General features: G+C 45.9%; 11 protein-coding genes. 6 read left to right on the plus strand and 5 right to left on the minus strand.

The features are described from left to right. Nucleotides 1–68: 68 nt before the first annotated feature. Genes DWZ67_RS11065 through DWZ67_RS11075 form a run of 3 tightly spaced genes read right to left on the minus strand, consistent with a single transcriptional unit; the run spans nt 69 to nt 7,405 of the window. On the minus strand, nt 69–1,406 hold the full coding sequence (locus DWZ67_RS11065; RefSeq protein WP_009036592.1) for a RagB/SusD family nutrient uptake outer membrane protein: 1,338 nt from the start codon (nt 1,404–1,406) through the stop codon (nt 69–71). Between the two features lie 19 nt (nt 1,407–1,425). Continuing rightward, nucleotides 1,426–4,719 carry a SusC/RagA family TonB-linked outer membrane protein gene (locus DWZ67_RS11070; protein ID WP_005826375.1) on the minus strand — a complete coding sequence of 1,098 codons (3,294 nt, stop codon included), beginning with the start codon at nt 4,717–4,719 and terminating at the stop codon, nt 1,426–1,428. Nucleotides 4,720–4,762: 43 nt separating this feature from the next. Beyond that, complete coding sequence (locus DWZ67_RS11075; RefSeq protein WP_120138844.1) at nt 4,763–7,405, minus strand: zinc-dependent metalloprotease; 2,643 nt, start codon at nt 7,403–7,405, stop codon at nt 4,763–4,765. A gap of 356 nt (nt 7,406–7,761) precedes the next feature. Between DWZ67_RS11075 and pheS the strand changes: the two genes are divergently transcribed. The 6 genes from pheS to DWZ67_RS11105 all read left to right on the plus strand — a co-directional run bounded on the left by pheS (nt 7,762) and on the right by DWZ67_RS11105 (nt 15,494). Next, entirely contained in the window at nt 7,762–8,796 is a 1,035-nt protein-coding gene (pheS, locus tag DWZ67_RS11080; protein ID WP_005826371.1) for a phenylalanine--tRNA ligase subunit alpha, read from the plus strand. A 106-nt stretch (nt 8,797–8,902) separates the two neighbouring features. Beyond that, nucleotides 8,903–10,099: an MFS transporter gene (locus DWZ67_RS11085; RefSeq protein ID WP_005826370.1), complete on the plus strand. Its 1,197-nt coding sequence runs from the start codon at nt 8,903–8,905 to the stop codon at nt 10,097–10,099. Then, nucleotides 10,096–10,770: an endonuclease III gene (gene nth / locus DWZ67_RS11090; RefSeq protein ID WP_005826369.1), complete on the plus strand. Its 675-nt coding sequence runs from the start codon at nt 10,096–10,098 to the stop codon at nt 10,768–10,770. The genes DWZ67_RS11085 and nth overlap by 4 nt, the downstream gene beginning before the upstream one ends. An 88-nt stretch (nt 10,771–10,858) precedes the next feature. Next, entirely contained in the window at nt 10,859–12,118 is a 1,260-nt protein-coding gene (locus DWZ67_RS11095) for a phosphoglycerate kinase (RefSeq protein WP_085929901.1), read from the plus strand. Between the two features lie 76 nt (nt 12,119–12,194). Then, the gene (locus DWZ67_RS11100) at nt 12,195–13,220 is read left to right on the plus strand and encodes a porin (RefSeq protein WP_057089210.1); all 1,026 of its coding nucleotides are present in this window, start codon (nt 12,195–12,197) and stop codon (nt 13,218–13,220) included. Nucleotides 13,221–13,301: 81 nt separating this feature from the next. Further along, nucleotides 13,302–15,494 carry a tetratricopeptide repeat protein gene (locus tag DWZ67_RS11105; protein WP_120138845.1) on the plus strand — a complete coding sequence of 731 codons (2,193 nt, stop codon included), beginning with the start codon at nt 13,302–13,304 and terminating at the stop codon, nt 15,492–15,494. Here DWZ67_RS11105 and DWZ67_RS11110 read toward each other — a convergent pair. Together DWZ67_RS11110 and DWZ67_RS11115 are read right to left on the minus strand one after the other, a co-directional pair. Then, on the minus strand, nt 15,491–16,072 hold the full coding sequence (locus DWZ67_RS11110) for a Maf-like protein (protein ID WP_005835770.1): 582 nt from the start codon (nt 16,070–16,072) through the stop codon (nt 15,491–15,493). The two genes, DWZ67_RS11105 and DWZ67_RS11110, sit on opposite strands and share 4 nt — an antisense overlap. A gap of 46 nt (nt 16,073–16,118) precedes the next feature. Next, nucleotides 16,119–16,649 (minus strand): KdsC family phosphatase, encoded by a 531-nt coding sequence (locus tag DWZ67_RS11115; RefSeq protein WP_005826358.1) that lies wholly within the window; start codon nt 16,647–16,649, stop codon nt 16,119–16,121. Nucleotides 16,650–16,694 lie beyond the last annotated feature (45 nt).

Raw genomic sequence — 16,694 nt, forward strand, 5'->3', positions numbered from 1 at the left:
TATCCAATCCACATAAAGACAAAACTCCCCGATTCTCGTCAATACAGAATCGGGGAGTTTTATCTTTATCAGTTCAGCAATCCCGGATTGGCTTCTATGGCTTCTTTCGGAATGGCCAATGTATAGCGGGCATCATTCTCTTCGAGTACATAACGCGTACCATCAAGCACTTTCTCCAAACGCGGACGGGTGGAACGACGAAGGTCAAACCAGCGATGTCCTTCAAAAGCAAGTTCACGGGCACGTTCATCTAATATTTCCTGTACCAACGCTTCCTTATCCATGGCATTGACAACAACGGATTTCGCTTCGTAGGCCTCCGGTGCATAACGTTTCCGCATCAGTTCCAGCAGGCGGGTACGTGCCTGAGACAGTTCTCCAAGTCGGGCAGCAGCCTCAGCAGCCGTCAGATATATTTCACCCACACGGAAAGTACACAAGTAGTTATTGCTTCCCGCCTTCTTATTCTTCCGGAAACCTTTTTCATCCGTTTCAGCAAAATATTTGTCCAGCCGAAGGTCGTTCTCAACATAAAGGGAGAGAAAAACCGGAGTAGCCAGAGCAGCCCCATTGATTGTACTGCTCAGAGGCGTCTCCAGTGGAGTAATATTTTCCACGGAATTATAACTGTTAGGAAGAGTTGCAGAGGCATCATTCAAATCTACCAATACAGACTTCACGGCAAGCACTGCCTCAGCAGCATCCCAAGCCGCCTGCCACTCGCCCTTATAAAGGGATACGCGTGATTGAAACGCCTCTACCGAAGCCGCATTGAAACGATATGAATATCTCTGTTCCCATTCTGCCTTCGTGACCAGTTTGCGTGCCTCGTCAATATCTGCTTGGATGGAAGTATAAACTTCTTCCACCGTATTGCGTTTCAGGACTTTCTCTAAATCCGTATCCAATTTCAGCGGTACCGATTTGGTATCCAAAGCTCCCTCCTTAGTATAGGGCTGTCCATAAAGATTTACCAATAAGAAATGTACATAAGCACGGAGCATATACGCTTCTCCTACAAGCTGATTTATCTCTTCCTCAGTGCCTTCCTTAATATCACTTCTGCTCTCAATAACGTGATTGGCAATAAAAAGCACATTGTAATACTTGGCCCATTCAAACGATGAGGTATAGGCATTGGGAGCAAGGTCGTTCCAGCGCTCTATATCCATATAATAATTTTGGTCATATTCATTATCCCGAACCTGCATCTCGTCGGAACGGAAACAAGCCATTCCCCGGTCACTGAATTTACTCACGTCCTTATAAGAACGGGCAAGCAACGCTCTATACTCAGCCAAAGAATTGGGAATGACACTACCGGTAGGCTGTATATCCAGATAGTTGTCGCATGCCGCAAGCAGAAGCATGCAGGCCATTATCATCAGACTTATTGTTTTCTTCATTTTCTTTCTGCTTTTGAAGTTAGAAATTCAAGTTCAAACTGAATGTAACCGACTTGGGTACGGGAGTTGCATAAGGATTGTACATCGACTCCGGATCCATGTAGTTATTATATCCCGAACCAAACACGAAGAGATTGCGTCCTTCAATAGATACCGTTGCCGAGTTCATTCCCAAACGCTTTGTCAGGAGCTCAGGGATACGGTAACCCAGACGCAGATTCTGCAAACGTACGTAGTTCAGCTTCTTCACCCAGATATCCAAATCTCTCCAGATGGTTTTAGAATCATACCAGGAGTACTCTTCCGGGTTGGAAGCACTCAGCATAAATGCCGGAAGCTCCGCATTCGGGTTTTCCGGAGTCCAGCGGTTCAGCACATCCGCATTATAGTTCTTGCCATAATCCGGATTGATGATGTCATAAGAGGGTTGCGTACGTACGTACCCGCCAAACGTCAAAGAGAAATTGACATTCAGCTCCCAGTTTTTATAGCTGAAGGTATTAATCAAACCTCCCGTATAAGGAGCATCGCTACTCCCGATATACGAATAAAAGGTTCTCTCTTCGGCTGCAGTTACATCGGAAGAGGCAATACCTATCCCCCACTCGTCCTTCAGGCGGTAAAGCTCCTTCAAGGTCACTTTCTCTCCCTCCGGATTATAGAACATCATATTACCGGTTTCCTTATTCACTCCCGCAGTCTTCAGTGCGAAAATTGCCCCTACGGGATAGCCTTCACGTCCCGGAGTGGTCTGCTGCTCCGGTATGTTTTCCTGCAATACCTTATTACCGTTATAGGCAAAATTGAAATTTGTGTACCAGGAGAAGTTCTTTGTCGTTATGTTACGGGTAGACAAGCTGATTTCCACACCTTTGTTCTCCATACTTGCCCAGTTGACGTTCATCGAAGTAAAGCCCGTCTCCAGAGGAAGCATGCGCAAAGCTATCAAATCGGTACCCTTACGATAATAATAGTCCACGCTCAGATTGATAGCCTGGTTCAATACAGAAAAATCAAAGCCGGCATTGACAGACTGCGTCTTTTCCCAACGCAACTTCTTGTTGGGAGCGGAATTAATAATAATTACATCTTCCGATACTCCGGGCAAAATACTTTCCGACCGATATGTACCCAACAGGAACGGAGAAGTATTCTTGTCAATATTTCCCTGCAGACCGTAAGATGCACGGAACACCAGGTTATCCACCCACTTGGCCTGCTGCATAAACGGTTCTTGTGACAGACGCCACAAGGCACTGACAGAATAAAGAGGAAGATAGCGGTACTTCTTATCCACACCGAAAAGGTCGGAACCGTCAAAGCGGATACTTCCTCCCACCGTGTAGCGGTTCAACAAAGAGTAAGAGGCCGTAGAGTAGAAAGATACATAAGCATTCTCCTTATACGTTGTCTGATGGAGCGGGAAAGACGTGGCGTAACTTTCGTTGGGGAAAATCACCGGTTTGGTCGTCAACGTCTTGCGGTCGAAGCCATACCCTGCCGAGAACAAGGTTTCATACCAGGTCTTGCGCAGCTCGGTACCCGCCATCACTTCCAGTTCATGAATATCATTGAAACTGTCGCGATATTCTCCCATCGCCTTCCAAGTAATCTGTGAATTGGAGTTTTCATAAGACTTCTGCATACCTCCTTCGGGCAGGAAGTGTTTGGTTTCTCCGCCCTGGGAGTATTCGCTCAACTTATAGTAATAGCGCATGGCATAGCTTTCCCAGTCCGCTATTTCTTCTCTGGAAGTCTTTTCCAACTGATAGCCAAACTGGGAAGTCAGCTTCCACTTGTCATTGAACCGTAGCTCCGCATCAAATATAGATGAAAAAGAATTCACCACGCTTTCATTAGACGTGTTCTGCCGTTCTTCAAAGATGTTGAATCCTAAATCCTTATCAGTGTTGTTCTGAATATCGTAGTCGTAATTATAGTTGCCATTCTTGTCATAAAGTTCAAAATACGGATTAGCCTTGCGTGAATAGAACACGGGATTCGACATACCGTATGCATCTGTCAGATAATTGGTATTTTTGCGACGGTTGGCAAACATGGAGGCACCCACTTTCAGTATACTGTTCACCTTATAGGAAGTCTTTCCTACCAAGTTGAAACGGTCCATACCCACACCGTCCACATTTCCATCCTCTTTATAATAGCCGAAAGAGGTATAATACGTAACCCTTTCCGTACCGCCGGAAAGGCTCAAGTTATATTCCTGGCTGAAAGCATCGCGGAAAAGGATATCTCCCCAGTTTGTATTAACACTCTTCAAACGGTTGATGGCAGCTTGTGTATCACTGCTCAAGGCATCCCATCCTCCATTCTGAAAAGCAGACAACTCATTGTAATTGGAAAGAATATTATATACGCCTCCTTTATGATTGTCCGGAGAATAGTTATTACGGATCATATCCATTTCCAATCCTACTTTCTCCGCTGAGTTCAGCAAGTTCAACCGGTCAAGGCTCAATGTAGGAGTATAGGTAAACCGGGACGAGAAATTGATAACCGGTTTACCGACCTTACCCTTCTTTGTTGTAATCACAATGACGCCATTGGCTGCCCTCGCACCATAGATGGCAGTGGCTGCCGCATCCTTCAGGATGGTGATATTCTCAATATCTGCCGGATTCAGGCCTGCAATGGAAGATTGCTTCATGTTGGTGATGTCATTCAGCTCATCCGGTTCGGGAACATCCGTTCCCTCCAAAGGAATGCCGTCCAGCACCCACAAAGGGTCTTGTGTACCATTCAATGAAGCAGTACCGCGAATGCGTATCTTTGCCGGAGCACCCGGAGCACCGGAAGTCGGGCTGACAGAAAGTCCGGCAATTTGTCCGGCAAGTGCCTGGTCGATACTTTTTACTGCACCGATGGTCTCGTCCGATATATCCAGTTTGGATACCGCTGCCGTCAGCTTGCGGCGCTCCACTGTCTGGTAACCCGTCACAACAACGGCATCGAGCATTTGGGAAGATGCATGAAGTGTTATTTCATAATGTTCCTTTCCCGGAACAAGCTTCACTTCCAATACGTCATATCCCACGTAGCTACAAAAGAAACGGGTTATCCCCGCAGGTATAGCGATAGAGAACTGACCATCCACATCAGTGATGACCCCCATTGTAGTCTGAGCACTCCCCGCCTTTTTCAAGTCTTCCGCAGTCACATAAACGGAAGCACCGATAAGCGGTAGGTTATCCTCTGAAGATATTACTACGCCCTGGACTTTTTTCTCTGCAGCAAAAGCAGATGACAAAGCTCCTACAAAGCATAGCAAAACGATTAATACACGTTTTTTCATGCGTTACATATAAAATTAATTAATACTCTATTGAAAAGAAAAATCACTTTACTCCTAATGCAGTATTGATACGCAAAATCAAATCCTTATAATGATATTTAGTGGCTATATCCGATGCACCCAGACGATTTTGGAGCAATTCTTTGATGCGAAGCAACTCACCACGCTTCACGGAGATGACATCAGATACGCGGTTTATCTGCGAACCGTAGAAGTTCAGTTCGCGGTGTGCACCCATACGGTCGGCATCCAAAGTCTTACCGGCATGCTCGTCACAGCTGCAAAGGGCAGTCTGATGGTCCAGCAAGAAGTGGTTGTCCATCAGTTTTTTGTTTATTTTCACTCCTTCGCTTTCGGCAGCTGCTGTAATCAGTGCATCTACGAAGTTCTTCTGCAAGGCGCGTGTCATGACGTCCGGCAAGGCACCGCGTTCCGTAGTGGCAAAGATGTTACGATGCAGGCCATCCATCAGCTCTACCACCGTGAAAGCCTTTTTGCCGTTCACCGATTCGTTCTCCAACATACGCATCAGGCGGTTGTTGCCCAGCAAATCCCAAAGGATATAGGATTGGGCATTCTTCAACACTTGTGTCGGTGCATTCTCCACTACGCCCAGTGGAGTGTTGCGCAGCAAGTAAGTGTACTCTCCCACTTCCGTGTCGAACAGCCATTTGGGATAGGTCAGCACTTCGTCCAGCAGAAACTTCAGGGCGGCTTGCTGCTTTTCTTTTTCTACGAAAGTATAGGTTTTCTGTCCGTCGCCCACAACGGTGTTTTCTATATAGATACCACCGATGTTTGCCAATACATGATAGAGGTAATTGTTCCATTGGTTGATAACCGCATAGTATAGGCGGGAAGCTTCTTCATAAGTCTGTCCTTTCTCGCCAGTAGTAGTCCATTGGATGATTTGAGGAACAATACGCTTCAAGTTCTCAATACCCAGCAGAGATGAGCGGACAGCATCATCGCCCAAATCTTCATTCTGCGCACGCGGGTCTACGGCATCACGTACATCCTGCGCCTCACTATATTTATATAAACGGTCTGTATGACGGCTCAGGAAGTCGGCAAGCAAGTCCTTCTCTGCCTCTGGGGTTTCTTTACCATACCAACGATAGCCGTATTCTATGGCAAACATATCATACGGACCGATATGAGGAGAAAGCTCCGTAACACCGTCACCCGGCTGTGCCACATAGTTGAAACGTGCATAGTCCATGATAGAGGAGGAAGTGGTATTCATACGATCCGTAAATGTTTTGGAACGCAGGGAATCTGTCGGAAAAGTCCAGGAAGCAATCATATTGTGGCGCAAGCCCAACGAGTGCCCCACCTCGTGGCATGCCACAAAACGCATGGCATCACCCATCAGTTCATCCGGCAGCCTTACTCCTCTTGCTTCGGGACGTACGACACCGGTTTGCACTGTAATCCATTCCTGGAGCATGCCCAGCACATTATGCCACCACATGATGTCCGCTTCCAATATCTCGCCCGAACGGGGGTCGAGGATAGAGGGGCCCATGGCATTGGCTTTGGTGGAGGCGGCGTAGGTCAGCACGGAGTAGTTCACGTCATCCTTATCCACATTCATGCTGTCCGTCAGTTCCTTGGCTATGATAGCATTCTTGAATCCGGCACGTTCAAAAGCAGCCTGCCAATCCTCGATTCCCTGCTTGATATATTTCCGCCAACGACGGGGAGTGGAGTTCTCGATGTAGAACACAATCGGTTTGGCCGGTTCCACCAATTCACCGCGAAGGTAACGCTCCCGGTCTTCCGGTTTCGGTTCCAGACGCCAGCGGGTGATGAACGGTTTCTTGTCTACACGCTGCTGACCGTCACTGTAATTTAATAACGGATTAGTAAAATAACCTACACGCGGACTATCCAGACGTCCCATCATCGGTTTCTCCGGCAACAGCAACAGAGAGGAACTGACTTCGACCGTAACAAACACAGTCGTTGTTCCCTCAGTCACCTTAGTTGTCAGCTCGGAAGTAGCTACCACATTGTTCTCAAAAGCTTTGATAGATAAAATGCGGGAGAGATTCTTGATGGCCGAAGTTCCCAGGTTGATATTCGTAAAGACATTATTGATACTCGTCTCCGTACCATCATAAATATCGTTGACCTTGACCACTATCATGGTAGAGTCATTATTGAATGCCTCTATCTTGAAGCCGGCTATCAGCGGAGAAATATAATTATCCAGTACGGACTGCCGTATGGCATCCTCGTCCAGTGCCAACGGAAGAGGACGGCTCTGACGTACCAACAGCTTGTTGGCAGCCTTGTCCAATTCAAAACGCACCATCTGATTTTCGTAATTCGTACCACGGTTCACACCCGCCTCATTCAGTTCGGAAGGCACACGTTGTAATTTATTTACTACCAGCATATCACGTCCCAACAGCCTTGCCGGCACTTCAAAGTAATAATCGCTCTTCTTCTGGTAAACATTGAACATTCCCTTGCGGGCAATAGCATCGGAACCAGTCAATTTTTCGTAGTCGCTCTTGGATTGAACGCTGTCCTTGGTTTCACTCTTCTTTTTCTTACGGAACCATCCCATAGCTTCGGGAGAAGCAAAATCAGATGTACCGGCATGCAACAATACGGCAGGCTCACACATGAGTACTCCCGCAACTGCCACGACTGGCAGGATTGTCTTCAATTTCATCAATTCAAACTCTAACTTTAATGCAACAATTACTCCGTTAACTCTCTCTCTTTGACGTATGTTAATAAATACCAACCGCCAGTTTGTTCTACCTCCATAGAACAGTAAACGGGGCGCAAAGATACGAAAAGTATATTTTAAAAGTCACTAAACAACGCTCATTTATGTTTTTTCCATAAACAATATGAAGACTTTTACATATATATCATTTTTTCTCCCATCCTCTATCATTTCTTCTTCACATAAAATTTTGTACCACTGATACCAAATTATCTTCCCCAAGTGGAGGCAAAACAATGATAATATTGTATCTTTGCACCGTTTTTAACTTAGAAAATAAATAAGATAACAACGATATGATAGCTAAAATCAATCAGCTTCTGCAGGAAGTAGAGGCGCTGAAAGCCGCTAACGCCGAGGAATTAGAGGCACTCCGCATCAAGTACCTCAGTAAAAAAGGAGCCATCAATGACTTGATGGCAGATTTCCGCAATGTAGCCGCCGAACAGAAAAAAGAGGTGGGTATGCGCTTGAACGAACTGAAAAACAAAGCACAAGAAAAGATTGCCGCTTTGAAAGAACAGTTCGAAAGCCAAGATACCGGCTGTGACGATATTGACTTGACCCGTTCAGCCTACCCGATAGAATTAGGAACCCGCCATCCGCTCTCCATCGTGAGAAACGAAATCATCGATATATTTGCCCGTATGGGATTCAATATCGCCGATGGACCGGAAATGGAAGACGACTGGCACGTATTCTCCTCCATGAATTTTGCCGAAGACCATCCGGCACGCGACATGCAGGATACATTCTTCATCGAAAATGATACAGAAAACGTATCGCACAGCATCATTCTTCGCACACACACATCCAGCGTGCAAAGCCGTGTTATGGAGACTACACAGCCTCCTATCCGCGTGCTTTGTCCGGGACGTGTATACCGTAATGAAGCCATCAGCTACCGTGCACACGCATTCTTCCATCAGGTAGAAGCCTTATACGTAGACCGCAATGTGTCTTTCACTGACTTGAAGCAGGCCTTATTGCTCTTTGCTCAAGAGATGTTCGGCAGTGACACCAAGATTCGTCTGCGTCCTTCCTACTTCCCCTTCACCGAGCCGAGTGCCGAAATGGACATCAGCTGTAACATCTGCGGCGGCAAGGGTTGTCCTTTCTGCAAACATACGGGTTGGGTAGAAATTCTGGGATGCGGTATGGTAGATCCGAATGTATTGGAGCTGAACGGAATAGACAGTAAAGTGTATAGCGGGTATGCCCTGGGTATGGGTATAGAACGCATCACCAACTTGAAATACCAGGTGAAAGACCTTCGTATGTTCTCTGAAAATGACACACGCTTCCTGAAAGAATTCGAGAGCGCTTACTAAATATAGTGAATAACGGCTAGTGATTAGTGATTAATAAGTTGCGCATTTTCAGCATATCATTAATCACTCATCGCTAACCACTCATCGCTAACCACTATTTTTCGCTATGGCAAAAGACAAACTTGTAACTTCCGGCTATTGCCTTATCCTGGCTGCCAATTTCCTTTTGTATTTTGCCTTTTATCTGATACTACCGGTTCTTCCATTCTACCTGACTGAGGTATTCCATACCGGAAATGCAGCAGTAGGTGTCATCTTGTCATGCTACACCATTGCCTCGCTCTGCATACGCCCGTTTTCGGGATACCTGCTCGACACGCTAGCCCGCAAGCCTCTTTATCTGGTGGCATACTTCATCTTTATCACCATTTTCGCAGGTTACATGTTAGCGGGAGTCCTATCTTTATTCATCATGTTGCGGGTTGTCCACGGCCTTGCATTTGGAATGGTGACCGTAGCGGGAAATACAATTGTGATTGACATTACCCCTTCGTCCCGTCGCGGCGAAGCCGTAGGATATTATGGACTGATGAACAATACAGCCATGAGCTTCGGCCCGATGATTGGTCTTTTCATGCATGACATATATTCCTTTGAAACGATTTTTGCCTGCTCGCTCATATCAGGAACTATCGGTTTTGTTGCCGCATGCCTCGTCAAGACCCCACCCAAACAACCAGTCAAACGAGAACCTATCTCATTGGACCGCTTTGTGCTGCTGAAAGGTATCCCGGCAGGAATCGCACTGCTATTGCTCTCCATACCATATGGCATGACAAGCACTTATGTAGCCATGTATGCCAAAGAAATAGGAATTACCTTGAATTCCGGATTGTTTTTTACTTTTATGGCCGTCGGCATGGCAGTGTCCCGTATGTTCTCCGGCAAACAAGTGGATAAAGGACGTATCACCCAAGTCATAACTTTAGGACTATATCTGGTATGTAGCTGTTTCTTCATATTGTCCGCTTGCGGACTACTGATGAAGACCGTCCCGGAACTGACAAACATATTGTTTTTTATGGTTGCCCTCCTATTGGGAGTAGGCTTCGGGACGATGTTCCCCGCCTTCAATACGCTGTTCGTAAACCTGGCCCCCAACAACCAGCGCGGAACAGCCACCTCTACCTACCTGACTTCATGGGATGTAGGCATTGGTATAGGTCTGACAGCAGGAGGTTATATCGCACAGATTACCTCATTCGATATGGCATATTTTTTCGGAGCCTGCCTCACGGTTATCTCCATCTTCTATTTCAATCTGAAAGTATCTCCTCACTATCATAAAAACAAATTAAGATGAGAAAGAAAGAGCGTTATGAAAAAATCCTTGCTTGGTTTAGGGAGAACGTTCCCGTAGCCGAAACAGAGTTGCATTATGACAATCCGTTCGAGCTGTTGATAGCAGTTATTCTCTCTGCACAATGTACGGACAAACGCGTCAATATGATTACCCCCGCCCTTTACCGGGACTTCCCTACTCCCGAAGCACTCGCCGCTACTACTCCCGACGTGGTATACGAGTATATCCGCAGCGTCTCCTATCCCAACAACAAAGCTAAACATCTTGTAGGCATGGCACAGATGTTGGTGAAAGAATTCAACAGTGAGGTACCCGATACCCTTGAAGAACTGGTAAAACTGCCCGGCGTAGGCCGCAAAACAGCCAATGTCATCCAATCCGTTGTTTTCAATAAAGCGGCTATGGCAGTAGACACACACGTGTTCCGCGTCAGCCATCGCCTGGGTCTCGTATCAGATAAATGTACAACTCCGTTCAGTGTCGAAAAAGAATTGGTAAAACATATACCGGAAACAGACATCCCCATAGCTCACCACTGGCTTATCCTGCACGGTCGCTATGTATGCCAGGCACGTACTCCACAATGTGATACCTGCGGTTTGCAATTAATGTGCAAATATTACTGCCAGAAATATAAAGTTAGCAAAGAGAGCGGCAAAGACAAAGAATAAACAACGGTTTCATAGCAAAAAAAAGAAATAAATGCTAACTTTGCGCTCACTAAAAAGAAATTAGTAACACTTTTAAATAAAATAGAGTATTATGACAATTGATCAATTTAACTTTGCCGGAAAAAAGGCATTCGTTCGTGTGGACTTCAACGTACCCTTGGACGAAAACTTCAACATTACAGATGATACCCGTATGCGTGCCGCTCTTCCTACATTGAAGAAGATTTTGGCCGATGGCGGTAGTGTAATTATCGGTTCTCACCTCGGTCGTCCGAAAGGCCCGGCTGACAAGTTCTCCTTGAAGCACATTCTGAAGCATCTCGAAGAGTTGTTGGGTGTTGAGGTGCAATTTGCTAACGACTGTATGGGCGAAGAAGCTGCCGTAAAGGCTGCTGCTCTGCAACCGGGTGAAGTGTTGTTGCTCGAGAACCTCCGTTTCTACGCTGAAGAGGAAGGCAAACCCCGCGGTTTGGCTGAAGATGCTACAGACGAAGAAAAGAAGGCTGCCAAAGCTGCTGTTAAGGAAAGCCAGAAAGAATTCACCAAGAAATTGGCTTCTTATGCAGATTGCTATGTAAACGACGCTTTCGGTACCGCTCACCGTGCACACGCTTCTACTGCATTGATCGCTAAATATTTCGACAAGGACAACAAAATGTTCGGTTACCTGATGGAAAAAGAAGTAAAGGCTGTTGATAAAGTTTTGAACGATATCCAACGTCCGTTTACTGCCATCATGGGTGGTTCCAAAGTTTCTTCCAAGATTGAAATCATTGAAAACCTGCTGAACAAGGTAGACAACTTGATTATTGCCGGCGGTATGACTTATACTTTCACCAAAGCCATGGGCGGCAAAATCGGTATTTCTATCTGCGAAGATGACAAACTGGATTTGGCTCTTGACCTGGTGAAGAAAGCAAAAGAAAAAGGCGTAAACCTTGTTTTGGCTGTTGATGCCAAGATTGCCGATTCTTTCTCCAACGATGCCAACACCAAGTTCTGCCCGGTTGACGAAATTCCTGATGGCTGGGAAGGTCTTGATATCGGTCCTGAGACTGAAAAGATCTTTGCAGATGTCATCAAGAACTCCAAGACTATCCTTTGGAACGGTCCGACGGGTGTATTCGAATTCGAGAACTTCACTCACGGTTCACGCGCTGTAGGCGAAGCTATCGTAGAAGCTACCAAGAACGGTGCTTTCTCACTCGTAGGTGGCGGTGACTCTGTAGCTTGTGTCAACAAGTTCGGCTTGGCAAGCGGCGTGTCTTACGTATCTACCGGTGGCGGTGCATTGCTTGAAGCAATCGAAGGAAAAATCCTTCCGGGTATCGCTGCTATCAACGAATAAAAACAAGCAAAATAACACCCAAAGGCAGCTCTTTGAAAAAAGGGTTGCCTTTTTTACTACTATCCTTATCCCTATAATGAGACGAATTCTACTATCCTGCATCCTTTTATCAGCCACATGCATCCTGAAAGCACAAGATGCTTGTCTGAATGATGTAGTCAACACTTTAAAAGACCGCATTTCACTCTCCGGCTATGCCCAAGTGGGATATACATACGATGATGCGGGCGAAGGTACCAGCAATACTTTCGATATAAAGAGAGTTATCTTTATGGCGCGCGGTAAAATCACCGATAAATGGTCGGCTTACTTCATGTACAGCTTTGCCAATACCGGAAAAATTCTGGAAGCCTACACGGAATACCGCTTTCTCCCTCAACTCACAGCACGTATCGGACAGTTCAAAACCATGTATACCATTGAGAACCCGATGTCTCCCTGCTTTGTCGAATTAATAAACTGTTATTCTCAAGCCGTCAATTACCTGGCCGGTATCAATGGCAGTGATCCGTTGTATGGCTCTGCAAGCGGTCGTGATATGGGATTGTTAATTTATGGAGACTTGTTCGACTCTCTGATGACTTATAACCTTGCCATCATGAACGGACAAGGCATCAACCTAAAAGATAAAAACAATCAGAAAGATATTGTAGGCAGCCTTATGGTACATCCATTGAAATGGTTGTCCGTCGGCGGTTCCTTTATTAAAGGGAAAGGATGCGCCGTAGCCGTTTCTTCCATTAATCCAGACATAGCCATAGGAGAGAATTACACCCGAAACCGCTGGTCGGCAGGTGCCACCATCAAAACAAAATCCGTAGATGTACGTACAGAATACTTGGCCGGAAAAGACGGACACGTTAAAAGTGACGGTTACTATGCAACCGTATCTGCCCATGTGCTTCCCAAATTTGACGTAATAGCCTCTTATGACTATTTCAACAAAAATAAAACTATTTCCGATAAACAGACCAATTATGTAGCAGGTGTACAGTATTGGTTCTATCCCAAATGCCGTCTGCAAGCCCAGTATACATACTGTAACCGCCATAAAGGAGAAAACTCAAACCTGCTTCAAGCACAGTTGCAAGTTCGTTTCTGAGCTGGGGAAATGGAAATTTATGAACTTTTTGGCATCCTTTTTGTAGTTTTATAAGATACATACCCAAAAAGAGACTGATTTATGAACGAACAAGCCATACAAGAACAATATCAGCATATCGTTACTCTACTCAAGCAGCAACGGCTGAAGGAAGCACAATCCCAACTGGAAGCCTTTCTTTGGAACAGCGGTGACTGGACACTCCGCAACCGCTTGGAACAAGCTCAGACATCCTATCAGTACATGCTGCAATACATGCGCCAAGGAATCGACGATCCTGAACGTCAGAAACTATATCGCCAGATCCTGACCGAAACTTGGGAAGTCGCTGACCAGGCACGTCTGTCTCTCCTTGACGGAGTTTCCACGCACTATTACCATTCCTTGCGCAATAACCGGGAACGCCTCCCCAAAGAATACAATATTGCCGCACTACAGAAGGTATTGGAATCTTTCCCTGATGACCTGGCCGTTTGTCAGCTGATGCCGGATAACCAAGGCATGGACGCCGTACTGCAACGGCACGAACAAACCGCCCAGGTTCTTTTCCTTTCCACATGGAGCAACAGCGACTGGTCTGCAGAAGACGAACAGCAAGCCAAAGGATTACTGGAATCAGAAATGCTTCCCGTCAATGATTTGTGCCTGTTCACCAGTGCCGTCATGCTCAGTCTGATGGAATGCTTCGATACCCGCAAATTCTCATGGTTGCTAGACGCCGTAACGCATGCAAATACGCAAGTAAACCAACGGGCTTTGGTAGGTATCGCTTTCGCACTTCTTTTTCATCCCACCCGTCTGTCGCTTTATCCCGAATTGACAGCCCGCCTTTCCCTGCTCAACGAAGACGGCAGTTTCGGCAAGCAACTGAACCGTATTTACATCGAGCTGCTCCGTAGCCAGGAAACGGAAAAGATAGACAAGAAGATGCGTGAAGAAATCATTCCGGAGATGATGAGGAATGTGAACATCATGCGTAACATGAAGTTCGGTTTTGAAGAGAACCCTGAGGAAAACGATCTTAATCCGGATTGGGAAAAAGCTTTTGAAAGTTCCGGACTGGGAGACAAGATACGAGAGATGAACGAATTACAGCTGGAAGGTGCTGATGTCTATATGAGTACGTTTGCACAACTCAAGACTTATCCGTTCTTTAAGGAACCGTACAACTGGTTCTATCCGTTCGACATGCATCACTCCAGCATCATCAAGGAATTCGGATTCAAGCCTACCGGAGATAATGCCATCCTCTCCCTTATCCTCCAATCCGGTTTCTTCTGCAATAGTGACAAGTATTCCCTTTGCTTTACAATGGCACATATACCACAGTCACAGCGTACGATGATGCTCAGCCAGATGACTTCTCAGGATCTGGATGCACTCATGGACGAAAGCAAATCCTCCGCTTTGCGACAGTATGCCGAACGACCGGATGTCATCAGCAACCAGTATGTCCACGACTTATACCGTTTCTTCAAGTTAAGCCAACGCAGACACGAGTTCCGTGACATCTTCAAGGAGGAGATTGCCCTGCACCGTATCCCGGCACTCAAAGAGATTCTGTGCAAACCCGAGCTGCTGATTACCATCGCCGACTTCCACTTCCGCAAAGAACACCCGGCAGAAGCATTGGAGCTTTATAAGGAATTGATAGCCTTGAACCATGCAAATGCAGACATTTTCCAAAAGGCTGGCTATTGCCTGCAAAAGGAAAAGAGGTATAAGGAAGCGATAGACGCCTACCTGAAAGCCGATGTACTAAAGCCCGACCATGTCTGGACAATCCGCCATCTCGCTACGTGCTACCGGCAGATAAGGGACTTTGCCTCTGCACTGGAATACTATAAGAAAGTGGAGGCAATCCAGCCGGAAAGCCATAATGTCCTTTTCTACGCCGGAAGCTGCCTTGCCGAACTGGAAAGATATGAAGAGGCTCTGCAATATTTCTTCAAGCTTGATTTCATCGAAAGCAATTGTATCAAAGCATGGCGTGCTATAGGCTGGTGTTCGTTTGTCAACGGCAAGTATGAGCAAGCAATGAAGTATTACGAAAAGATACTCGCCTCCAAACCACTCGCGGCAGACTATCTCAATGCCGGACATGTTGCTTGGAGAACGGGCAAAATAGAAAAAGCTGCAGAACTTTACAGTAAAGCAGCTTTGGAATATGGCGGGCAGGAGATTTTTAGAGAAATGTTCGGTAAAGACAAAGAAACACTTGTCAGACAAGGAATCAGTGAAAAAGATATCCCTCTAATGATGGATCTGGTTTAGATCTCCAACAACTCCCTGTACAGTCTCTGTACGGGGAGCCCCATTATATTATAGTAACTCCCGGATATGTTTTCCACCCCAATGAATCCAATCCACTCTTGTACACCATAAGCTCCGGCTTTATCCATGGGTTGGTATTTGTCCACATAATAGGCAATTTCCTCTTCGCTCAGTTTAGCAAAACGCACTTCTGTTGCCGCTGCAAAACTGCGTTGCCACTCAGTAGTAGTGATGCACACACCGGTAAACACTTCATGGGTACGTCCGGACATGTCGCGCAACATCTGCATGGCTTCTTCCCTATTCTTGGGCTTTCCGAGAACTTGTCCATCCAGCCAGACAATGGTATCTGCCGTAATCATCAATTCGTCCGGATGCATCATATCACGGTAGGCATCCGCCTTTTCCCTGGATATGTAGAGAGGAATATCCGCTCCCCGCAATGTCTCGGGATAAGATTCATCCACATCGGGCAAAGTTCTTACTTCATATTCCACTCCCAAACCAGCCAGCAATTCTTTCCTTCGCGGAGAATTGGAGGCGAGAATCACCTTATATTTCTTCAGATTATCTAACATCATATCATTTACGATTTGACGATTTACAATTTAACGATTGAAACAACTACCAACCAAAAGCTTTTTCATCTGCCATCCAAAGCCCTTGCACTTTCAATACCTGTTCCACAATGTCGCGACCACAGCCATAACCGCCTTCTGCATACGAAATATAGCGAGCCACAGCCTTTACCTCAGGCACAGCATCCTTAGGACAACATGGCAAACCACACTCACGCATCACCTCCAAGTCGGGAATATCATCACCTACATACAATATTTCCTCGTCCTTCAAGCCATGACGGTCACGGAAGTCATGGTAATCATGGATTTTAACAGAAGAACCCATATAGATATTTCCATCCTCAAAACCTAAAGAGGTAAAACGCTTGCGGACTGCTTCTGTACGTCCACCCGTAATTATACCCAGCAACACACCTTGCTTAGCAGCCAAATGCAGGGAATAACCATCCTTTATGTTGACCGTACGCAGAGGTTCACCCTCCGAACTCATAGGGATAACATTGGCACTCAGCACACCGTCCACATCAAAAACAAGGGCTTTTATCTTTTTCAAATCATAGTTTATGGTACTCATTGCACTTTTTTCTTGTTCATTATAATATACCTATATACAGCAAAA

The organism is Bacteroides sp. AF34-31BH (assembly GCF_003602795.1).
GTDB lineage: Bacteria > Bacteroidota > Bacteroidia > Bacteroidales > Bacteroidaceae > Bacteroides > Bacteroides uniformis.